The 22,007-nt window shown below is 62.4% G+C and carries 18 protein-coding genes; 5 read left to right on the forward strand and 13 right to left on the reverse strand.

What is annotated here, in order from left to right:
• The first annotated feature begins 309 nt into the window (after window positions 1-309).
• The gene (locus BMY91_RS10565) at window positions 310-1,197 is read left to right on the forward strand and encodes a GerMN domain-containing protein (protein ID WP_256212686.1); all 888 of its coding nucleotides are present in this window, start codon (window positions 310-312) and stop codon (window positions 1,195-1,197) included.
• 6 nt (window positions 1,198-1,203) lie between these two features.
• On the opposite strand, the gene BMY91_RS10570 is transcribed toward BMY91_RS10565, so the two are convergent.
• From BMY91_RS10570 to hrcA, 3 genes are read right to left on the reverse strand one after another with little or no spacing between them, the layout of a single operon-like run.
• Complete coding sequence (locus BMY91_RS10570) at window positions 1,204-1,977, reverse strand: 16S rRNA (uracil(1498)-N(3))-methyltransferase (protein WP_090821606.1); 774 nt, start codon at window positions 1,975-1,977, stop codon at window positions 1,204-1,206.
• Between the two features lie 2 nt (window positions 1,978-1,979).
• Window positions 1,980-3,107, reverse strand: a complete 1,128-nt coding sequence (gene dnaJ, locus BMY91_RS10575; RefSeq protein WP_090821608.1) for a molecular chaperone DnaJ — start codon at window positions 3,105-3,107, stop codon at window positions 1,980-1,982.
• A gap of 50 nt (window positions 3,108-3,157) precedes the next feature.
• Entirely contained in the window at window positions 3,158-4,165 is a 1,008-nt protein-coding gene (gene hrcA, locus BMY91_RS10580; protein WP_090821610.1) for a heat-inducible transcriptional repressor HrcA, read from the reverse strand.
• Window positions 4,166-4,392: 227 nt separating this feature from the next.
• Between hrcA and BMY91_RS10585 the strand changes: the two genes are divergently transcribed.
• Both BMY91_RS10585 and BMY91_RS10590 read left to right on the forward strand, forming a co-directional pair.
• A complete protein-coding gene (locus BMY91_RS10585; RefSeq protein WP_090821612.1) occupies window positions 4,393-5,244 on the forward strand; it encodes a DUF3097 domain-containing protein in 852 nt (283 codons plus the stop codon).
• Between the two features lie 121 nt (window positions 5,245-5,365).
• A complete protein-coding gene (locus tag BMY91_RS10590; protein WP_090821614.1) occupies window positions 5,366-5,779 on the forward strand; it encodes a DUF4870 domain-containing protein in 414 nt (137 codons plus the stop codon).
• Between the two features lie 78 nt (window positions 5,780-5,857).
• Here the strand turns inward: BMY91_RS10590 and hemW are convergent, their stop codons facing one another.
• A complete protein-coding gene (gene hemW, locus BMY91_RS10595; RefSeq protein ID WP_090821616.1) occupies window positions 5,858-7,087 on the reverse strand; it encodes a radical SAM family heme chaperone HemW in 1,230 nt (409 codons plus the stop codon).
• The gene (gene lepA, locus BMY91_RS10600) at window positions 7,088-8,941 is read right to left on the reverse strand and encodes a translation elongation factor 4 (RefSeq protein ID WP_026540780.1); all 1,854 of its coding nucleotides are present in this window, start codon (window positions 8,939-8,941) and stop codon (window positions 7,088-7,090) included.
• Between the two features lie 159 nt (window positions 8,942-9,100).
• On the opposite strand from lepA, the gene BMY91_RS10605 reads away from it, so the two are divergent.
• Entirely contained in the window at window positions 9,101-9,637 is a 537-nt protein-coding gene (locus tag BMY91_RS10605; protein WP_090821618.1) for a type II toxin-antitoxin system PemK/MazF family toxin, read from the forward strand.
• A 167-nt stretch (window positions 9,638-9,804) separates the two neighbouring features.
• Window positions 9,805-10,065 (forward strand): 30S ribosomal protein S20, encoded by a 261-nt coding sequence (gene rpsT, locus BMY91_RS10610; RefSeq protein WP_011774926.1) that lies wholly within the window; start codon window positions 9,805-9,807, stop codon window positions 10,063-10,065.
• Between the two features lie 122 nt (window positions 10,066-10,187).
• On the opposite strand, the gene holA is transcribed toward rpsT, so the two are convergent.
• The 8 genes from holA to BMY91_RS10650 form a co-directional block, all read right to left on the reverse strand.
• A complete protein-coding gene (holA, locus tag BMY91_RS10615) occupies window positions 10,188-11,204 on the reverse strand; it encodes a DNA polymerase III subunit delta (protein WP_090821619.1) in 1,017 nt (338 codons plus the stop codon).
• Window positions 11,123-12,841 carry a ComEC/Rec2 family competence protein gene (locus BMY91_RS10620; protein ID WP_090821621.1) on the reverse strand — a complete coding sequence of 573 codons (1,719 nt, stop codon included), beginning with the start codon at window positions 12,839-12,841 and terminating at the stop codon, window positions 11,123-11,125. The genes holA and BMY91_RS10620 overlap by 82 nt, the downstream gene beginning before the upstream one ends.
• On the reverse strand, window positions 12,834-13,664 hold the full coding sequence (locus BMY91_RS10625) for a helix-hairpin-helix domain-containing protein (protein ID WP_090821623.1): 831 nt from the start codon (window positions 13,662-13,664) through the stop codon (window positions 12,834-12,836). Before BMY91_RS10625 ends, BMY91_RS10620 begins: the two co-directional genes overlap by 8 nt.
• Window positions 13,665-13,738: 74 nt before the next feature.
• The gene (locus BMY91_RS10630; RefSeq protein WP_090821625.1) at window positions 13,739-14,722 is read right to left on the reverse strand and encodes a DegV family protein; all 984 of its coding nucleotides are present in this window, start codon (window positions 14,720-14,722) and stop codon (window positions 13,739-13,741) included.
• A 63-nt stretch (window positions 14,723-14,785) separates the two neighbouring features.
• Entirely contained in the window at window positions 14,786-17,314 is a 2,529-nt protein-coding gene (leuS, locus tag BMY91_RS10635; protein ID WP_090821781.1) for a leucine--tRNA ligase, read from the reverse strand.
• Between the two features lie 302 nt (window positions 17,315-17,616).
• Complete coding sequence (gene glpK, locus BMY91_RS10640; RefSeq protein WP_090821627.1) at window positions 17,617-19,131, reverse strand: glycerol kinase GlpK; 1,515 nt, start codon at window positions 19,129-19,131, stop codon at window positions 17,617-17,619.
• An 80-nt stretch (window positions 19,132-19,211) separates the two neighbouring features.
• Window positions 19,212-19,964 (reverse strand): MIP/aquaporin family protein, encoded by a 753-nt coding sequence (locus BMY91_RS10645; protein ID WP_090821629.1) that lies wholly within the window; start codon window positions 19,962-19,964, stop codon window positions 19,212-19,214.
• Window positions 19,965-20,137: 173 nt separating this feature from the next.
• A complete protein-coding gene (locus tag BMY91_RS10650; protein WP_090821631.1) occupies window positions 20,138-21,922 on the reverse strand; it encodes a glycerol-3-phosphate dehydrogenase/oxidase in 1,785 nt (594 codons plus the stop codon).
• Between the last annotated feature and the right edge of the window lie 85 nt (window positions 21,923-22,007).

Genomic DNA, 22,007 nt, shown 5'->3' on the forward strand with positions numbered 1-22,007 from the left:
TCAATCCTACGCCAGCACCGCCCACGGTGAACCTAACCGGCCGGGCGCATTCCGGCCCCCACGCTGATAGCGGACTCTATGTCTCAACTCGGCATCAAGCGGGTATCAATCACGTTTCAGTTGGCGCCCGGCCCCAAAAACCCGACCGACCGTCGTCGGCCATGTGCCAAGCTGGCATAGGCGGGGACCACCACTGCCCCGCAGCCAGCCACCGCCGACGGCTGTTTGAACATGAACTTCAGGACAGGAAACTCCATCAAGGATTCAGCCAACAACGCTAAAGGCGCGCGCCAACGGAAAAAATCCGCAATGGCCGTGCCTGCGATGTTTGCTGTCCTCTTCCTCACCGGATGCATCGCCAATGGCGAGGGCGCTCCAGCTACGTCAGGGCCGCCGTCTCTGACCGTCCAGGACGCACCTGCAAGCAATGCTCCCCTGGAAACGACCCAGGCCTCCACCAAGATTCCCGTGTATTGGATCGGGCGGAGCAAGGAAGAGGTCTACCTCTACCGTGAGTTCAGGGACATCTCCGGCGACGGAAATCCCGTGACAACTGCGCTGCGGATCATGATGGCCCAAAAGCCCCTGGACCACGATTTCTTCACGCCCTGGCAGGAACCTGCAAGCCTGGCCACCTCAATCTCCGGGAAGAACGTGATCACGGTCGATATTTCCCGTGATGCCTTCAATTCGAACCTTGATGCAGGGATGGCGCAGCGGGCCATCCAGCAATTGGTGTACACCGCTACGGCGGCGGCCTCGTCCTCCGGCCTGATCAATTCAGGCCAGCAAATCCAGGTGGTCATCCTGGTTGACGGACACAAGGACTATATGGCGTTCGGCCAAGTGCAGCTGGGCCAACCTATGGCGCGCGATGCATCGCTCGTGGCACCCCTGTGGATTATTGACCCGCAGGAAGATACGTCACTGCCGGCAGGTGCGGTCAAGTTCAACGGCCGCAGCACGGACGGTTCCAAACCCGTGAACTGGCAGATCCTCCAAGACACGGGCAAAGGCGAAAAAGCCAGCCTCCTGACCGGGCAGGTGAAGGCGACCGGCGAGCCTGGACAGTACGGCGTCTTCACCTTCAGTGCAACGCTGAAGCCCGGCAAGTACGAGTTGCGGGTCTCACAGGCCGATGATGCCGGCAAGACCATTGAAGCCACTACGGATACCCGGCTGTTCAGCGTCGGCTGATTTGTTCTACCAGCGGCCCAAAACGTCGCTGGCGAGAACGACGGCGGCGGGACCCGCCGTCGACGACCGCAGGACGTGGTGACCCAGGAGTGCCGTCACGGCCCCGGCGTCGCTGAGACGCGTCACCTCACGTGGCGAAATTCCGCCCTCCGGCCCCACAATCAAGAGAACTTCCCGAGGTGCGTCGCGACGCGCTTCACGGGACGCCTCCAATTCCTCGAGGACCGCACGCAAGGGATTCTTGGCGTCTTCATGAAGGATGATGGCCAGATCCGCGTTCTCTACGGCTTTGGCCAGCGCCCCGGTATCCAGGATTTGCCGCACTTCCGGTATCCATGCCCGCCGGGCCTGCTTGGCCGCAGCGGTGACCACAGACTGCCACTTGGCATGGGCCTTTGCCGCGCGATCTCCCTTCCACCGCACAATCGAGCGCTCCGACTGCCACGGAATCACGGCATCTATTCCGAGTTCCGTAGCAGTCTCAATGGCAAGTTCATCGCGATCACCCTTGGCCAGGGCTTGGACAAGCACCAAACGCACGTCCGGCTGATCCTCGAACACAACATCCGAGGCCGTGACCGTCAATGTGCCAGGCCCCGTTTCGGCAACTGTCCCTGTAAGCCTGGCCCCCTTACCATCAGCGATGTCAACGGGCTCTCCCACGGCCAGGCGCTTGACCGTGACGGCGTGCCGGGCCTCAGGCCCTTCCAGGACAAACGTGGAACCGGGGTTCACGTGGCCGAGGCTGCCGACTGGTGCGAAGAAAACGGGATTGCTCACCGCTACAGGTTACCGAGCTTGTCCCGCAGCTTGGCGAACATGCCGCCGCTGGCAACAAGCTTTCCCTCGGTGAACTGCTCCCCGCGAAGCTTGGCGAGCTGCTGCAACAATTCTTCCTGGGCGGGGTCGAGCTTGGTGGGTGTCTCAACGTGGAGGTGCACTTTGAGGTCCCCGCGGCCGTAACCCCGAAGATGAGTGACGCCGAGTCCGCGAAGGGTGATGATTTCACCTGACTGGGTGCCGGACTTCACATCAATGTCCTGCGCGCCATCGAAGGTCTCGAGCTTCAGTTCCGTGCCAAGGGCCGCGGCAGTCATGGGCACGCTCAGCGTGGCGTGAAGGTCATCGCCTTCGCGCATAAACATGGCATCGTTGTTGACCCGGATCTCCACGTAAAGGTCGCCTGCAGGGCCGCCCGCTGGCCCCGCCTCGCCCTGTCCGGACAGCTGGATCCGTGTACCGGTTGCAACGCCGGCAGGGACCTTGATGGTCAGGGACCGGCGGCTGCGAATACGCCCCTGTCCATTGCACTCGTTGCAGGGATCCTTGATAACAGATCCGAAGCCTTCGCAGGAACCACAGGGCGCGGTGGTCATGACCTGGCCCAGGATGGAGCGGACCGCACGCTGAACCTGGCCGCTGCCGCCACAAATATCGCAACGTTCCGGGTGGGTACCCGGGCGGCAGCAACTGCCGTCGCACGTGGGGCAGACAACGGCCGTGTCCACTTCAAGTTTCTTGTTGACGCCGAACACGGCATCCTTGAGGTCAATGCGGACGCTGATGAGTGCATCCTGGCCGCGACGGACACGGGACGCCGGTCCGCCATGCCCTCCACCACCGCCAAAGAAGGTGTCGAAGATATCCTGGAAGGCGAAGCCCTGGCCGGAGTATCCACCGCCGAAGCCGTTGTCAGTGCCGTTCTCGTTGCCCGTGGCATCGTAAACGCGGCGCTTCTGGGGGTCTGACAACACCTCGTAAGCATGGGTCACGGCCTTGAACTGCTCTGCGACGTCCTCACCGGGATTGACGTCCGGGTGAAGTTTCCTCGCCAACTTGCGGTACGCCTTTTTGATCTCTTCCCCGGTGGCTTCCGGAGAGACTCCCAAAACGTCATAGTGGCTGCTCAAAGTCGGTATCTCTTCCTTGTTGTACTGCGAATGTTTCCTCGGGCCGGCGTTCAGCCGCCGAGAATGCGTGAAAGGTAACGGGCCACTGCGCGAACCGCGGCCATGGTGGTGGGATAGTCCATCCTTGTAGGACCGAGAATCCCCACTTTGGCACCTGAGCCGTAGCCTGTGGCAACCACAGACGCCTCGGCCAAACCGTCGTAGGGGTTCTCACGGCCAATGCTCACTGTGACGCCACGGGGGTCATCCCCCATGTCGGACAACAACCGGAGCATGACAACTTGTTCCTCAAGCGCCTCCAGGACCGGACCAATGCTCAACGGGAAGTCCACATTGGATCGGGCGAGGTTCGCTGTGCCGGCCATCAGGATGCGCTCTTCCCGGCTGGTGTCGCTCAGCGACTGCAGCCCGTGAGCCAGTGTTTGGGCCAGACTGCGAAGCTCCGGCGGACACAGGGCAACCACAGATGGAAGTACCTGCGGCAAGAGTGCCAGCTGCGTCCCTGCGATGTTGCCGAGGAACCGCGACCTCAAAAGCATCAAGGCCTCATTGCTCGTGTCCGAACCGGCCTCAATGACTTTCTGGCCAACACTGCCGGTGTCCGCGATCAGGACGACAAGCACTTGCTTGGGTGCCAGCAGGACGAACTCAACGTGGCGGACCAGGGCCCTGTTGGAGTGCGGGTATTGAACGACGGCCACTTGGTTGGTCAGTTGCGACAGAAGCCTTACTGTGCGCTCCAGGATGTCATCGACATCATCGGGCCCCTCAAGCAATGAATGGATCGCGCGGCGTTCTGCCGCAGACAGCGGCTTGACCTGGGAGATACGGTCAACGAACAACCGGTAACCCTTGTCCGTTGGAATGCGGCCGGCGCTGGTGTGTGGCGCCGCAATGAGGCCTTCTTCTTCCAGGACAGCCATGTCGTTCCTGATGGTGGCGCTGGAAACACCAAGATGGTGCCGCTCGACGAGTGCCTTCGATCCGACAGGCTCCCTCGAATGCACGTAATCCTCAACGATGGCCCGCAGCACTTCCAATTTGCGTGGCTCACTCATTGCTCCACCTCCTGACGACTTCCGTGGTCACTCCGACCGGTCACCGCGGGACCGCAAACGGATCACCGCATTTAGCACTCAACATGCCCAAGTGCTAACAAGTCTAGTATGAGCCACCCCGTTGCTAGCATTGAAACCGCCCAACGCCCGGATCAGCCAGGTGGGGCGGCAACAGCAGCCACGGTGATCTGATGCCCGGCACAAACCAGCACAAAGGTAGGAACTCCTTGGCTTTCGACAATTGGGGTCCGCAGGATCTGTCCGCTCCTGCCAAACGCCAACTCCCAGAGGTACCAGTCCAGCGGGGAATGGTCCTTGAGGACGTCCAGTCGGGCTGGGTGGGTGAGGTCACGCGCGTAGAAAAGACCGGCGGCATGCACATTGTTTCCCTTGAGGACAGGCGCGGGAAGACGAAGTCGTTCCAGCTCGGATACGGCTTCTTGCTTGAAGGGCAGGCAATCCGTTTGATGCCGCCCGCCGCGCGCCCACCCGCTTCCGGTGCAGCTGCGGGGCGGACTGCCTCCGGCTCCGTCAGGGTGCAAGGCCAGCGCGCCCAGGTGGCCAAGGCCAGCCGCATCTGGGTAGAAGGAAAGCACGACGCCGAACTGGTCGAGAAAGTCTGGGGCGACGATCTGCGGGTCGAAGGAATCGTCGTAGAGCCCCTCCACGGCGTGGACGACCTGAAATCTGCGATCGCGGCCTTTAATCCAGGTCCCGCCCGCCGCCTCGGCATCCTGGTGGACCACCTCGTCGCCGGTTCCAAGGAGTCCCGCATTGCGGCCGAGGCCATGACCGTGCCAGGAGCTGCCGGAAATGTCCTGATCGTCGGTCACCCCTACATTGACGTGTGGCAAGCCATCCGGCCTAAGGTGCTGGGGATCGACGCGTGGCCTTCGGTGCCCCGGGGGATCGACTGGAAGACCGGGATTCTCCGTGCCTTCGGCTGGCCCCATGAGACCGCCGAGGCCATCGGCCTGGGCTGGCAACGGCTCCTCGGAGCGGTTCGAAGCTACGCCGACCTTGAGGCATCGTTGCTGGGCCGCGTCGAGGAAGTCATCGACTTCCTCACAGTCCCCTGACCGGGGCCCCCAAAGCGGCAGCAACTGACGTGTCATCGTGGTGCTTGTCCCGGGAAGCCCGCCAAGGCCGGTATTCTGGGACAGCAACACCGCAGCATCTTTACAGCAAAGGGAACACAACGTGGCAGAGAACGCTCCTGAAGAACCGGGCAGCGCCGCAGGCCAGCCCCAGTACCATGGTGCGCCTGCCAATGCGCTCCCGCTGACCGCCAGCGAAGACAGGCAGTGGGCTACTTTGGCGCACTTCGGCGGCATTTTGGGATGCCTGCCGTCCCTGCTTATCTATCTGATCTTCCGCGACCGGGGACCGTTTACGGCACAGGAATCGAAGGAAGCGCTGAATTTCACGCTGCCTCCCACTATTGCCGCTGTCCTGGCAAACATCCTCGTGCTGCTGCCGGTAGTGGGCAATATCTTCGCTGTGATTGCCACCGGCATCTGGGTTGCCCTGACGTGCTTCTCCGTATCCGCAGGAATTCGGGTCAACCATGGTCAGCCGCACCGCTACCGGCTCAACCTGCGCTGGATCAAGTAGCCTCCACGCGGCACGGTCGAGCCGAAGCCGGACTCTGCCGAAACACGGCTGTGCCGAAACGCGCTCAGCCAACCACCGCTAATCGGGAAGTATGCGCCTGACGACGGCGTCAGCCAGGAGCCGACCCTTAAGGGTCAGGACAAGGCGACCCTTGAACGCCTGCACTGGGTCAACCAGCTCATCAGCAATCAGCCCGGCCATCGCATGCCGTCCGATGGCATCCAGGGCGTCTACTGCCAGACCTGTCCCAAGCCGCGCTTCCAGCATGATGCGCTCGACTTCCCGGGTATCTGCGTCGAGCGTTTCCCTTCCGGCAGCCGGCGAACCACCGGACCCAAGCCGTGATGCATACGCTGTGGGGTGCTTGACGTTCCACCAACGGACGCCTCCCACGTGCGAGTGCGCACCCGGCCCAATGCCCCACCAGTCATCACCGCGCCAGTAGGCCAAGTTGTGCCGGCAAGCCTGCTCGGGTGTCCTGGACCAGTTGCTGACCTCGTACCAGCTCAAACCAGCTTCGGAGATCATCTGGTCAGCAAGCTCGTACTTCGCAGCATGGTCGTCGTCATCGATGCCAGGGACTTCGCCACGCCTGATCTGGGCAGCCAGCTTGGTACCATCCTCCACGATCAGCGCATAGGCACTGATATGGTCCGGGCCGTAGGACAGTGCGGTTTCAAGGGACAGCTGCCAGTCCGCCATGGACTCCCCCGGTGTCCCGTAAATGAGGTCGAGGCTGACGGCCAGTCCAGCCTCACGTGCCCACTGCACAACCAGTGGTACGCGGCTTGGCGTATGCGTCCGGTCCAGCACCTTCAAGACGTGCGGCACGGCAGACTGCATGCCAAACGAGACCCTGGTGAAGCCAGCGTCAGCCAACACCTTCAAGGACTCAGGCGTGACGGAATCGGGGTTGGCCTCGGTGGTCACCTCGGCGCCGGGTTCCAGCCCCCACTGCTCGACGGCGGCACGCAGGATCCGTGCCAGATCCTCCGCTGGGAGGAGGGTGGGGGTGCCACCACCGAAAAAGACGGTGCTGAGGGGCCGGCGAGGCAAACCTGAGGCGTCAAGGGCTACTGCCGCGAAGTCCAGCTCGGAAATAGCCGTGGAGGCGTAGGCATCCTGCGAGGCACCGCCCCCGAGTTCCGTGGCTGTATAGGTGTTGAAATCGCAGTAGCCGCACCGCACGGCACAAAAGGGGATGTGCACGTAGAGCCCGAATTTGCGATGCTCGACGCCGGCCAGCACCTGCGGCGGCAAGACGCCATCCGCAGGTGCTGGGTCGCCCAAAGGTAGGACGCTGGGCATTTACTTCTTGGCCTTGTCCTTGGACTCGTCAGTGGTCAGGGCTGCGATGAATGCTTCCTGCGGCACCTCAACGCGACCCACCATCTTCATGCGCTTCTTGCCTTCCTTCTGCTTCTCAAGCAGTTTGCGCTTACGGGTGATGTCACCGCCGTAGCACTTGGCAAGAACGTCCTTGCGGATGGCCCGGATGCTCTCGCGGGCAATAATGCGGGATCCGATGGCAGCCTGGATGGGCACCTCGAACTGCTGCCTGGGGATGAGTTCGCGAAGCTTGCCGGTCATCATCACACCGTAGGCATAAGCCTTGTCACGGTGCGTGATGGCACTGAAAGCATCCACCTGTTCACCCTGCAGGAGAATGTCCACCTTGACGAGGTCTGCGACCTGTTCGCCGTCGGCCTTCCAGTCCAGCGAAGCGTAGCCGCGGGTCTTGGATTTCAGGAGGTCGAAGAAGTCGAAGACGATCTCGGCCAGCGGGATCCAGTAGCGGAGCTCAACGCGGTCCTCGGACAAGTAGTCCATGCCCCGCATTTGCCCACGTCGGCTCTGGCACAGCTCCATGATGGAACCCACAAACTCGTTGGGCGCCAGGATGGTGGCAGAGACCATCGGCTCGCGGACCTCTGAGATCTTGCCGGTGGGGTACTCGCTGGGGTTGGTGACGTGGATGACCTTCTTGTCCTCGAGTGTCACCTCATACTCCACGTTGGGAGCCGTCGAGATGAGGTCAAGGTTGTACTCACGCTCCAGGCGCTCACGCGTGATTTCCAGGTGCAGCAATCCGAGGAACCCTACGCGGAAGCCGAAGCCCAGGGCTGCAGATGTCTCGGGCTCGTACACCAGCGCGGCGTCGTTGAGCATCAGCTTTTCGAGGGCGTCGCGGAGTACCGGATAATCCGTGCCGTCCAGGGGATAGAGACCGGAGAAGACCATGGGCTTCGCGTCGGCATAACCGCTGAGCGACTCCGACGCCGGCTTGGCCAGGTTGGTGACGGTATCGCCAACCTTGGACTGACGAACGTCCTTCACGCCTGTGATCAGGTATCCCACCTCACCCACGCCCAAGCCTTTGGACGGTGTTGGCTCCGGCGAGCTCACACCAATCTCCAGGAGCTCGTGTGTTGCCCGGGTGGACATCATCTGGATGCGTTCACGCGGATGGAGCATGCCGTCCACCACACGGACGTAGGTGACAACGCCGCGGTAAGTGTCATAGACGGAGTCGAAAATCATGGCCCGGGCGGGAGCATCCGGATCGCCTACGGGAGCCGGGAGATCGCGGACAATCTTGTCCAGCAGCGCCTCAACGCCGACGCCCGTTTTGCCGGATACCTTGAGGACGTCCTCGGGGTCGCCACCAATGAGGTTTGCAAGTTCGGCCGCGTACTTCTCGGGCTGGGCGGCCGGGAGGTCGATCTTGTTCAGCACAGGAATGATGGTGAGGTTGTTTTCCATCGCCAGATACAGGTTGGCGAGGGTCTGCGCCTCGATGCCCTGGGCTGCGTCAACCAGCAGCACTGCGCCTTCACAGGCCGCAAGGGAACGGGAGACTTCATAAGTGAAGTCGACGTGGCCAGGAGTATCGATCATGTTCAGCGCATAGCTGTTCCCATCGAGTTCCCAGGGCATGCGAACAGCCTGGGACTTGATGGTGATGCCGCGCTCACGTTCGATATCCATGCGGTCCAGATACTGGGCCTTCATGTCGCGTTGCTTAACGACGCCGGTGTACTGCAGCATGCGGTCGGCCAAGGTGGACTTACCGTGGTCAATGTGGGCAATGATGCAGAAGTTCCGGATGATGGCCGGATCTGTTGCGGCGGGCACCGGTGCGGTGCGGGCCATGGGAGACACGCAGGATCCTTACTGTCGACACTCACACGGCAATTCCTGGAACTGGGCATAGGCCAGCCGGAACACGCCGCGCATCTGATCCTCTAGTCTCCCATGAACCAGCGCTTCGCCGTACATCGCGTACGAGGCGTCCGCAGCGGGTAGTTGTAGCGTTGTCACATGGCTTTCGACTTCCGCCCCCTGGGCAAACTTCTCCGGCGAACATTCAAGGCGTTGGGAGGCAACGCCACCAAAGCCGGCGCGCCCGTCGGCGCTCCGAGGCAGCAAACCCGGCGAACCGCCGTCGAGCATCAACCAATCCCCTACCCCGGCGACTACAGAGGGCCCGTCAAGGTCAATTACTCCCCCAAACCGGACGGCCAACCCGACCCGGGAGAGATTGTCTGGAGTTGGGTCCCCTACGAAGAGGATCACACCCGGGGCAAAGACCGTCCTGTCCTTCTTGTTGGACGGGACAAGCAGTGGCTGCTTGGCCTGATGCTGACGTCCAAAGATCACGACAACGGGGCACGTTCGGGTGATTATGTGGACATCGGCTCTGGACCCTGGGACCGTCAAGGCAGGCCGAGCGAGGTCAACCTAGGCCGTGTCATTCGCATGGATTCCAACGCAATCAGGCGTGAAGGCGCTGTCCTGGGAAAGTCCGAATTCAGGGAAGTCTCACGCGCCTTGGCCGCGCGGCTCACGTCGAACTGAGCGCGGGTCGGCGTTACGCTCGACTTTCTGCTATCCTTTATAGCTGTGTGTCCGTGCAGGTCGACGGCCACTCATGGTTGGCTGCCATAGGCATCCCCACGCCGCTCAGTCGATGGCCAACCTGAAAACCCTCTAGACCATTTCCGCATTAAAAAGAGAGTTCATACGTGGCTAATATCAAGTCCCAGAAGAAGCGCATCCTCACCAACGAGAAGGCTCGCCTGCGTAACAACGCGGTCAAGTCCGAGCTGAAGACGGCCATCCGCGCCGTCAACACCGCCGTTGAGTCTGCTGACAAGGATGCTGCTGGAACTGCACTTGTTGCTGCCAGCCGCAAGCTGGACAAGGCTGTCAGCAAGGGCGTTATTCACAAGAACAACGCTGCAAACCGCAAGTCGGCGATCTCCAAGAAGGTCAACGCACTCTAAGGTTTTCCAGTTCGACTGAGCTGATCAAAAGGCCGGCACCCATTGGGTGCCGGCCTTTGGGTTTAATAAGCTGTGTGACCGGCGACGGCGTTACCCCTTTCCGGCGTCAGCGCTTGCCGGTGTCAGCGGCGACTGGCTGACGTGGCAATCACTGTCACCGCGTGCTCCACTGCATAGACAGGGTCCCGCGACTCGCCCTTCACTTGGGCATCCGCTTCCGCAATGACCTGGATTGAGCGGATCAGGCCCTCCGGCGTCCAGCGGCGGACATCACGCTGGGCCTGCTCCACGAGCCACGGCTGCATGCCGAGGTTCTTGGCGATGCTGGCCGGTGAACCATTGGCTCCTGCAACCTTGGCCAAGGTCCGCAGCTTTGCCGCCAACGCCGCAACCAGGGGAACCGGATCGACTCCGGTAGCCAAGGCATGCCGCAGGGTGGACAGTGCCACCGGCCCATTTCCGGCCATGGCAGCATCAGCCACCTTGAATGCTGTGGCTTCCACCCGGCCGCCGTAGTAACGTTCCACGGTCTCCGCCGTAACCGCGGTGGTGGCATCAGCGATGAGTTGGCTGCAAGCTGCCGCGAGTTCTGAAAGGTTGGCACCTACGGCATTGACCAAGGCTTGGACGGCTTCGCCCTCAATGCGACGCCCTCCAGCCCTGAATTCAGAGACAACAAATGCCGTCTTGTCCGAGTCCTTCTTCAGCGGCTGGCAATCTATGACGGGCCAGCCAGCGGACTTCACGGCGTCGAGCAACTTCTTGCCACGCACTCCCCCTGCATGGCGCAACACAAGGACGACGTCCTGGTCCGGATGCTGAAGGTAAGCCCAACAGTCGGCCAGGAAGGCATCATTCATCGCCTCGAGGCCCTCCACCTCAATGAGCTTTCCTTCGCCGAAGAGTGACGGCGTGACGGTCATCGCCAGAGACCCTGCCTCGTAAGCGCCGGCGTTGAGCCGGCTGAGCTCGACATCCGGGGTAGCTGTTCGGACCTGGGTGCGGATGCCATCCATGGCCCGGATTCCAAGGTACTCTTCCGGGCCCATGATCAGGACTACGGCGGCCGGTGCCGCATCCCGCCAGCTGACGGTGTTCGCCGCGACACTTTTGGCCCGGGTGTTTTGGGCAGCAGCCACAGGTGGTTCCTTCCGGACGTTTCTTTGGAGGCTTCAAGTCTGCCATGCCTGGGCGGGGCCACGCGCTCCAGGAGTACCACGATGGCACCGTGCAAGGACAAGACGTGATTCATCACACCTGCGGGGTGGAGAGCAGCCCAGACAAACCAAGCAGTCACCATTGAACAGATCGCCATGGACACGATTCCCACCGGGCCTTCTGCCCACGGCAGCGCCGCGCCGGGCAGGTGGGCGAGGAGCCTCGCGACACCAGCGACCGCCCCTGCACATGTCCCTGCTATAGCGATCACCACCACCGCCAGCCAAGGAAGGACTGTGGTCAGAGGCACTGCGATCGTCCCAAGTATGGTCACAGGTGCAACCAAGGGACCAGCAACCACGTTGGCGATCAGGGCGTACGGGGTGAACTGCGGCTGAAGTGCCACAATGACCGGGCCGCACACTAGCTGCGCCGACAATGGCACAGCCACCCCGGCCGCCAGCCATCGCGGCACGATGGCAGGAATCCACGATGTCAGGCGTCTGGCCAGCAGCACAATCCCCAGCGTCGCAAGAACCGACAAAAGAAAACCAACATTGGCTGCCATGGCCGGGTCCACCAACAACAGGAGCAGCGACGCAAGGCACAGGAAAGTCAGGGAGCGTCCCCGCAAGCCTCCAACCAATGCCGCAAGTCCAACGATTCCCATGACGGCCGCCCGAAGAACGCTCGCATCGGGGCCCACCAGCACCACAAATGCGGCCAGTCCAGCCGCAGCGAAAGCAGCAGCAACTGGTCGTGGCAGCTTTAGGCACCGCGCCAGAAGAATGAAGGCACCCAGGACAAGACTGCAATTGGCCCCGCTGACGGCAGTCAGGTGAGTCATGCCTGTAGTCTTCATATCCGCATCAAGGCTTTCCGGAAGCGCGCTGGTGTCACCGGTGACCATGCCCGGCAATAGCCCGGCCGCATCCGGCGGCAACCATTTGGCAGCGGTCACGAAGCTTTGACGCTGGGACGCGGCGGACCCCCGGATATCGACATCCGAGGCAGTGATGACCGGCGGGGAAGACGCAGCCAGAAGAGCCGCCTGGGACTGTCCCTGGCGGACTTCCTTGAGGGTGCCCGTGGTTCTCACACTCTGCCCCGGCAGCACACCTTGCCAGCCTTCACCACCAACCACCACAAGGTCTGCGTTGCCGCGCACCACCGTGCCCCCGGACGTGAGCTCAATCAGGTTCGCCGGAACACTCCACCGGGTTCCACTTGAGCGGCCCGGTGTGAGGACTGCGACGGGAGTGCCAGTGACCAGGACCTTGATGACAACACCGTCCCCGCCTGCCACAGCCTCAACCAATGGACCCTCCTCACGCCCGCCTGCCGTGACAGCACAGTGGACTGCCACCGAAGCTCCCAGCACGCACGCCAACGCAAGGGTGGCCGGGACGGTCCTTGCACGTGCCCCTGCGGGCCGCCGGCGCCGGCCCAGCACTGTCAACGCAACTCCCAGTACGGCCAACACACCTGCCAACGTCCAGGACCAGGCAGCGCCCAGGAAACCGCCAGCCAAGGCCGCGGACCACGTCACCAGTACGGCTGGCACCAGCCTGCCGTCCACCCGCTTGGAGGTAGACGCTTGGTCAGGAGCATCAGCCACCCTGCACCGTCACAAGGTCCTTGAGGGACTCCATAAGCTTGGGACCAATGCCATCAACGGCATCCAGTTCGTCCACGGAAGCAAACTGCCCGTGTTCTTTTCGCCAGTCCACAATTCTCTGCGCCGTCACTGGCCCCACGCGGGGCAACGTGCCTAACTCTTCCAGTGACGCCGTGTTGATGTTGATCTTTGCGCCACCTCCAGTGGAATTGCCGGTGCTGCCGGAAGCACTGCCGGCAGGCGCAGACGGGGAGGGCTGTTCTGCCTCGCCCAAGGCTGGAACACGGACTTTCGCCCCGTCCTGGACAACTTCAGCGAGGTTCAGGCCGCCGAGCTCGGCGTTGGTTGTGGCACCCCCGGCAGCATCTATGGCTTGGAAAACGCGGCTGCCGGGCGGCAACGAAACCACTCCGGGTTTCTGCACGGCGCCCGCTACGTGGACGAGCAGTTTGGTACTCGCTTCAGCGTCCGTGGCCACCGGCTGCGGGGATGATGATTGATCCGGTGGCCCCGGGCTGGACGACGTTGAGCGGCTCAGAGGTTCCGACGTCGGTTGTTCCGCGGCTGAGTGCCACACGTGCCAGGCCATGATGCCGGCTCCCACCATGGCCACCACCACCGCAACCCGCCAGGGGGTTCTCCACCGCGTCCGCGCACTGCGCGCCTGGGATTCGGAGCACGAGTCATCCGGCGCCTGATCAGGCTCAACGGGCAACTGTAATAGCGAAGTTTCCGTGGTGTCCGTGCCCATCCGGGAAGCAAACCGCTGCCGGACCGCCTGTGCTGCGGCATCTGGGGCAGCGTCCCGGTTCCGACGTGGCATGGAACGAGCCTATGGTTGCTGCTGCCATTACGGCGCGTAAGAAGTGAGCTATGTGGAAAAGGGCAAACGACGGATCAGCCGGTTGGAGTACTGCTCTCCCCTACGATGACTGCAAGAACACCAAGTCCGGCATGCGCCGCCAGGACAGCCGGGAGCGCGCTGATTTGGGGTGCCGGGCAGTCCGGACATTTCTCATTAAGCCGGGCAGCCAAAGCCTCGGCCTCCATCTGGTTGCCAAAATGGTGAACCGCCAATCGCTGCTGGCCCGCAGGTCTGGAGGCGACGTCCGCTGCAACGATCTCCTCGAGGCGGGCCACGGCGCGCGCAGCGGACCGAACCTTTTCGAGCGGGACGATCTTTCCGCCGTCGACCGCCAGAATGGGCTTGATGGCGAGGACCGTCCCCAGAAGTGACGCCGCCGCCCCGATTCGTCCGCCACGCCTCAACTGTTCCAGGCTGGGTACGTAGAAGTAGACCTTGGTCCGTTCCATGCGCCGCTCGGCAAAACCCCGTACTTCTGCGGCGTCCTGACCATCAGCCGCAGCCACCACGGCACTCTGTACTCCCATGCCCTGCGCCATTCCGACGGTGAGTGAGTCCACAACTTCCACCGGTATGGTGACGCGGGCAGCAGCAAGGCGTGCCGCATCAGCGGTCCCGGACAGCTCTGAAGATATGTGGATGGACACCACGGACTCGAAGCCGCGACGTTGGGCAGCAAGATACGCCTGCTCAAACTGACCGGGCGAGGGGCGGGATGTTTTCACCGACGCGCCCGAGGCCAAAGCCAGCGCCAGGGTTTGGGTGATGTCGTCTTCACCTTCACCGTAGATTTCGTTGCCCACCATCACAGGCATGGGAACGACGGCAAGGCGCCCATCGGCTGTAAAGGCGGACACCCAGTCGGTTGGCAGTGCAGCGGCAGAATCGGTGACCACTGCGGTCTTGACGACGGCGGCCAGCGGCTGGTCAGCGACAGGAACCGGCGCAGTGGGCTGTCGGAGTCGGGCAACTCGTTCCTTAAGCCATATCCATGCGGGTGGTTCTCGCTCAGGCACGCAACCTCCAAAGATGATGGCAGGCGGGCCGCCGGCACAGTGCCGGCGGCCGCACCATCCCTGCTAGGCAGGGACGATGTTCACCAGTTTAGGTGCCCGCACGATCACGGTGCGGATGCCGCGGCCGTCCAACGCACGCTGGACATTTTCGGAGGCCAAGGCGAGTTCGCGCAAGCCGTCCTCAGTGATGTCCGGCGAAACCTCCAGGCGGTCGCGGACCTTGCCTTGGACCTGCACGACGGCGGTGACAGTGTCCTGCACGAGCAGTGCGTCGTCGTGCTTCGGCCAGCCTGCATTCGCAACTGAAGCTGGGTGACCCAACGTGTTCCAAAGGTCTTCTGCGGTGTACGGAGCGAAGAGGCTCAGGATGACCGCTACAGCCTCCACGGCCTCGCGCACGGCCGGGTCAGCGGCGCCGGCGCCCGAGTCAATGGTCTTACGCGTGGCATTGACCAGTTCCATCAGGCGGGCAACCACCACGTTGAACTTGTTGTTGTCCAACAGATCCGCGGCATCGGCGATGGTCTTGTGGGTCACGGTGCGCAGGACCCGGTCACCATTCGCCGGGTCAACGCCCGGTTCGCTGCTGACGTCCTGGCCCAGACGCCAGGCACGGGCCAGGAACTTGGCCGAACCCGACGGCGAAACATCCGCCCAGTCGACGTCGTCCTCCGGTGGCGAAGCGAAGACCATGGTGAGGCGGACGGCGTCCACGCCGAACTTGTCCAGCTGCTCGCCGAGGTCCACACCGTTGCCCAAGGACTTGCTCATGGCCTTGCCACCGTTGAGCACCTGCCCTTGGTTGAGCAGCGCAGAGAACGGCTCGTTGGCTTCGATCAGGCCGATGTCCTTGATGACCTTGGTGAAGAAGCGCGCGTACAGCAGGTGCAGGATAGCGTGCTCTACGCCGCCCACATACTGGCCCACCGGCATCCAGTTGTTGATCTTTTCAGGATCGAACGGGCCATCGGTGTAGTCGGGCGACACGAAGCGCAGGAAGTACCAGGAGGAATCCACGAAGGTGTCCATGGTGTCGGTATCGCGCTGCGCAGCACGGCCGCAGTTGGGGCATTCGACGTTGACCCACTCGACGGCTGAGGCCAGCGGGGAAGTGCCCTTAGGGGACAACGCTTCGCCCCGCAGATTGTCCGGGAGCCTGACGGGCAGCTGGTCATCGGGTACAGGAACTTCGCCGCATTCACCGCAGTGGATGATGGGGATCGGCGTGCCCCAGAAACGCTGACGGCTCAGGAGCCAATCGCGCAACCGGAAGTTGACGAACTTCTCTCCGGTTCCCAGCTTCTCGAGGATCTCAATCGCTGCGGGAATGCCTTCAGACTTGGTGAGCCCGTCCAGTTCGCCGGAGTTCTTGAGCGTGCCTTCGCCAGCACTGGCGATGCCCGTCTCTGCCGGATCTTCGGCGCCGGTGTCCAGTACTGCCCGGACAGGCAGGTTGAAGGCCTTGGCGAAGTCGAGGTCGCGCTGATCGTGGGCAGGGACGGCCATAATGGCGCCGGTTCCGTAATCAGCGAGCACATAGTCAGCAGCCCAGACCGGGAGCTTTTCGCCGTTGAGCGGGTTGATGGCATAGCGGCCGGTGAACACACCCGTTTTCTCGCGCTCGGTGGACTGCCGCTCGATTTCGGAGAGGGCTTTAACCTTCTCCCGGTAGGCCATGAGTTCGTCATGCTGTTCCGGGGTCACCAGATCCAGGGCCAGGTGCGCGTCAGCAGCGACAACGAAGAACGTTGCACCGTAGAGGGTGTCCGGACGCGTGGTGAAGACGGTGACTTCGCGTTCGGCCCGGTCCCCGGTCTCCTCGATGACGAACCGTACGTGGGCGCCTTCGGAGCGACCAATCCAGTTGCGCTGCATGGCCAGAACGCGCTCCGGCCAGTGGCCCTGCAGCTGGTCCATGTCCTGGAGCAGACGGTCGGCGTAATCGGTGATCTTGAAGTACCACTGGTTCAGCGACTTCTTAGTGACCGGCGTGCCACAGCGCTCACAGGCGCCGTTGACAACCTGCTCGTTCGCGAGGACGGTCAGGTCCTTCGGGCACCAGTTGACCGGCGAATCCTTGCGGTAGGCCAGGCCACGCTCGTAGAAGCGCTTGAACAACCACTGGGTCCAGCGGTAGTACTCGGGATCCGAGGTGTGCAGGCGACGGGACCAGTCGGCGGAAATGGCGTAGCGCTTAAACGACGCTGCCTGGGTGTCGATGTTCGCGTAGGTCCACTCGCTGGGGTGGGCGTTGCGCTTGATGGCCGCGTTCTCGGCGGGCAGGCCAAAAGAGTCCCAGCCGATGGGATGCAGGACGTCGAAGCCCTTCTGGCGCAAGTAGCGTGCAACGACATCGCCCATGGCAAACGCTTCAGCGTGCCCCATGTGGAGATCGCCGGAAGGGTAAGGGAACATGTCCAGCACGTAGCGGCGTTCACGCGAGCCGTCGTCGGCAGGCGTGAAGACTTTAAGGTCTTCCCACACCTGTGGCCACTTGGCTTCCATCGCAGCGAAGCTGTAGACGCCTTCTTCTGGCGCTTCGGCTGCGGCTGGTTGTGCTGTTCCGGTCTCTGTCTCCGGCTTAACGCTCACTGCTGCCCTCTTCTGTTCTTCGATGGCGGTTTTGCCTCCTGCTGCATTCCCGGAAAGCCCCGGACACACAAAAGCCCCTCAACAATGGAGGGGCGGCCGCACGGCTGTTGAAAGCCGGGCGGCTAGCTAAGCAGAAGGATCGCACGCATAGATCTACAATAGCGCACGATCAAACTCCCACGTCGCATCGAGCGGCTTACAGAACTGATGGATGAGTTGACGGCAGCCGCGCCTCGCCCGGGTGTGGTGGGCACCGCGAAGCGGGCGGGGCAGGCGCGGCTGCCGTCAACGTCGGGAGATGACTACTTAACGTCCTCGTCGACCCAGTCCATGGACTTTGTTACTGCCTTCTTCCAGAGACGCAACTGGCGCTCCTGCTCCTCTGCCGGCAGTTGCGGTTCCCAGCGCTTGTCCTCGTTCCAGTTGGCACTCAGTTCTCCGAGATCCTTCCAGAATCCGACAGCCAGGCCCGCGGCATATGCAGCACCGAGGGCCGTGGTTTCAACAACCTTCGGGCGGACTACGGGTACGCCCAGAATGTCGGCCTGGAACTGCATGAGAGCCTCGTTGGCAACCATGCCGCCGTCGACCTTCAACTCGGTGAGCGGAACGCCCGAGTCGGCATTGACGGCGTCGAGTACCTCGCGGGTCTGGAAGGCTGTGGCTTCCAGCGCTGCACGGGCGATGTGTCCCTTGTTGGCGAACCGCGTGAGGCCAACGATCGCGCCACGTGCGTCTGCCCGCCAGTACGGAGCGAACAGGCCGGAGAAGGCGGGGACGATGTACACGCCACCGTTGTCCTCCACTGCTGCGGCCAGTTCCTCGACCTCCGGGGCGGAGCTGATCATGCCCAGGTTGTCGCGGAGCCACTGGATCAACGAGCCCGTGACGGCGATGGAGCCTTCAAGGGCGTAGTGCGGCTTGGCATCGCCCAGCTTGTAGCCGAGCGTGGTGAGCAGGCCATTCTTGGAGTGAACGATCTCCTCGCCCGTGTTGAAGATCAGGAAGCAACCCGTGCCGTAGGTGTTTTTGGCTTCGCCGGCCTGGAATGCAGCCTGGCCGAACGTAGCCGCCTGCTGGTCGCCGAGGATGCCGGCTACAGGAGTTTCACGGAGCAACTGCGAGGTGTGAACCTGGCCGTAGACCTCGGAGGAGGACTTGATGGTGGGCATCATGGACGCCGGGACACCGAAGATGTCCAGGATCTCCTGATCCCACTGCAGTGTCTCCAGGTCCATGAAAAGGGTGCGCGAGGCGTTGGTGACATCGGTGACGTGTACGCCCCCGTCAACACCGCCGGTCAGGTTCCACAGAACCCAGGCGTCGGTGTTGCCGAACAAGAGGTCGCCGGCTTCCGCACGCTCACGGGCTCCTTCGACGTTGTCCAGGATCCACTTGATCTTGGTACCCGAGAAGTAGGTAGCCAGTGGCAGGCCGACTTTCTGTTTGAAGCGCTCGAGCCCTCCGTCTTTGGCGAGTTCATCGACAATCGGCTGGGTGCGGGTGTCCTGCCAGACGATGGCGTTGTAGACGGCCTCGCCGGTGTTCTTGTCCCAGACGACAGCCGTTTCGCGCTGGTTGGTGATGCCGACGGCGGCGATGTCGTGCCGCGTCAGGTTCGCCTTGGAAAGGGCCGAGGCAATGACCTCGCGGGTGTTGTTCCAGATTTCGGCGGGGTTGTGCTCAACCCAGCCCGCCTGCGGGAAGATCTGCTCGTGTTCCATCTGACCCGTGGACACGATGTTGCCCGAGTGGTCGAACACGATGGCGCGGGAGCTGGTGGTGCCCTGATCAATGGCGATGACGTATTGATTCATGGTGACGTCCTTGTCTGAAGTTGTTATCTACTCAGGTGGTTATCTACGGCGTGCGGATTAGCGATGTGTTTCGTGCACGGCTAGCCGGCGAGTGCGGGCATGATGTCCGGGACCCAAATGGCCACCAGGCCTGCGAGGGCACCGCCAACCAGGGGTCCGACGACGGGGATCCAGGAGTAGGCCCAGTCGCTGGAGCCCTTGCCCTTGATGGGGAGGACAGCATGCGCGATACGCGGGCCAAGGTCACGTGCAGGGTTGATGGCGTAGCCCGTGGGGCCACCGAGGGATACACCGATACCGACAACCAGCAACGCAACTGCCAGCGGACCGAGGCCGGAGGGGGTTCCACCGAAGGTCAGGATGACGAACACCAGGACGAACGTACCGATGATTTCCGTGATGAGGTTCCACGGCGTGGACCGAATGGCCGGGCCTGTGGAGAAAGTACCCAGCTTGTTGGCTGCCAAGGGTTCCTCATCGAAGTGCTGCTTGTAAGCGAGCCAGCAGACAACGGCGCCCAGGAAGGCGCCCAGCAGTTCGCCGCCGAAGTACGTCAGGGTTGAGCCGAAAGTGACTGCAACATCCGGGGCGTATTCTTTGCTCCCCTTGACCAGCAGGCCCAAGGTGACGGCCGGGTTCAGGTGCGCACCGGACTTTGCGGCCACGAAAACGCCCGCGAAGACCGCAATACCCCAGCCCCACGTCACCATCAAGAATCCACCGTTGTTGCCCTTGGTGCCTTTGAGCGCAACGTTTGCCACGACGCCACAACCCAGCAGGGTCAGCATCATGGTTCCGAATACTTCGGAAAGGAAAACAATTCCAAGAGACATCTTTGACTCCTCATTTTTCTGTTGTCAGCCCCCTCGCGGGTGAAGAGGCCGTTTGGGACGGTTCCGTTGTCTCCGGAACCGTCCCGGTGCGGTGGTCCCCCTATCGGGCCCACCTACCCCATTCCGTCCCTGCCGCACGCCGGGACGGTCAAGCTGTTTTCCGCTGCTTGGTGTCAGGCTACGAGACTGTGCACGTCAACCTTGTGGAACCTTTGCAGTACTTCCTGTGCGTGGCGGATTTCCGCTTCGCGGGCAGCGGCGTCCCAACCGAGCGGCTCTGCCAGCGCTGCGGCGATCTCATTGAGCAATTCGCCGGTGACCAGGCCACGAAATGCGAGCGAGGTCCTGCGGATAAGGACATCTACCAGGTGCCCGATCTGCTCGTGCTCAGCCATGAAGGCCAGCTCCCGGACACTCAGTTCGCGGGTGGAACGCAGCGGCGCGTCGTGCCCGGCGTTCAAGTAGTCGATGACCGCGTCGGCGCGTGTTCCGTAGCGCGTCAGCAGGACGGCTACGCGGTCAGCGTCGAGGCCCGGTCCCATGTGCTTCTTGATCCATTCCTGCTCACCCTGCTCAGTGGAGGGGAAGCCGGCGCCACCCCCGATGGCGAGCTTCGCCGTCGAGACTTTGCGGTCCATGCCCAGTTCGCGCAGGACATCATTGGTCATGTGTTCGGCCAAGGCACGGAACGTGGTCCACTTACCGCCCACCAAGCTGAGTACGACGGCGGCCTTGCCGCCCGGCGTCGTGACGGCATCGCTGCCGGTACGGACGCTGCGTTCGATGCGGTAGTCGCGGGAGACGAATCCAGGCTGGGTTTCGTCGTGGCGGGGCAAGGGACGGACCCCGGCGAAGCTGTAGACGATCTGCTCGCGCTCCACCTTGATGGTGGGGAATACGTGGCCCACCAGGTCGAAGAAGTAGTCGATTTCTTCATCCGTGCACACGGCGTCTTCGGACATATCCGCATCAACGTCCGTTGTACCCACCAGCACGCGGTCACCCATGGGGTAGATCAGGACGATGCGGCCATCGGTGTGTTCAAAGAAGATCTCCCGGCCGTTACAGGCTGCCAGGAGTTCCGGATGGTCCAGCACGATGTGGGAACCCTTGGTGCCGCCCATGAACTTGCTGACTGCGCCCATGGCTTGGTTGGTGAGGTCCACCCACGCACCCGTGGTGTTGACGATGACGTCGGCTTGGAAATCGAATTCCTTGCCTGTCAGCTCATCGCGGAGCCGGACTCCGTCCGATCCCATGGAGACGAGCGATACGTAGTTGCTGGCGCGGGCGCTGCCTCCCGGAAGTCCTCCCCCACGGCCGGCCTTCTCACCATCCTGCAGGACATCGAGGGTCAAACGCTCCGGGTTATGGACGGAGGCATCGAAGTAGGTTGCCGCGTACTTGATGCCCGAATGGAGCTTGGGAAGCTCCGCCAAGGCCTTGGTCCGGCCACGGAACTGGTGCCGGGGAACGCTTCCACCGTCGCGGGAGAAGAAGTCATACATGCTCAGGCCCACCTTGATGAGGAACGCGCCACGTTCCTTGGGTTTGCCTTGTTTGTGGGTTAGGAATCGCATGGGCGCGGACAGGATGCCGGAGAAGGTGCTAAAGATCGGGATGGTTGTTTGCAGCGGCTTGACGTAGTGCGGTGCAATGCGGAGGAGTCGATTGCGTTCAACGACGGATTCCTGGACGAGGCGGAACTCGCCGTTCTCGAGGTAGCGGATACCGCCGTGGATCATGTGGGACGAGGCGCCGCTGGCTCCCTGGCAGTAGTCACCGCGCTCAACAAGTGCAACGTCCACACCCTGGAGAGCCAGGTCGCGGAACGTTCCGACACCATTGATGCCACCGCCGATGATGAGTACCTTTGCCGTGGGCCGCTCCTGCAGTGCAACGACGGAGTCGCGCTGCTGTGCGTGCTGTGAGGTACCGGAAATCCTGTTGTGTCCCAAAACTGCTCCCTTGGGCTTGGTTCGTGCGCCGCGCCAATCGCTGCTGCACCGTTCACCACTAATCTTGCGAAGGTGGAAAATGGAG

Origin of the sequence: Arthrobacter sp. yr096, assembly GCF_900108925.1 — a bacterium.
Taxonomy (GTDB): Bacteria; Actinomycetota; Actinomycetes; order Actinomycetales; family Micrococcaceae; genus Arthrobacter.

Coding starts and splice junctions, on each gene's coding strand:
- BMY91_RS10565 (WP_256212686.1), top strand. CDS start 310: ATGGCCGTGCCTGCGATGTTTGCTGTCCTCTTCCTCACCGGATGCATC.
- hrcA (WP_090821610.1), bottom strand. CDS start 4,165: ATGAGTGAGCCACGCAAATTGGAAGTGCTGCGGGCCATCGTTGAGGAT.
- hemW (WP_090821616.1), bottom strand. CDS start 7,087: ATGCCCAGCGTCCTACCTTTGGGCGACCCAGCACCTGCGGATGGCGTC.
- BMY91_RS10605 (WP_090821618.1), top strand. CDS start 9,101: ATGGCTTTCGACTTCCGCCCCCTGGGCAAACTTCTCCGGCGAACATTC.
- BMY91_RS10625 (WP_090821623.1), bottom strand. CDS start 13,664: ATGCCACGTCGGAACCGGGACGCTGCCCCAGATGCCGCAGCACAGGCG.
- glpK (WP_090821627.1), bottom strand. CDS start 19,131: ATGAATCAATACGTCATCGCCATTGATCAGGGCACCACCAGCTCCCGC.
- BMY91_RS10645 (WP_090821629.1), bottom strand. CDS start 19,964: ATGTCTCTTGGAATTGTTTTCCTTTCCGAAGTATTCGGAACCATGATG.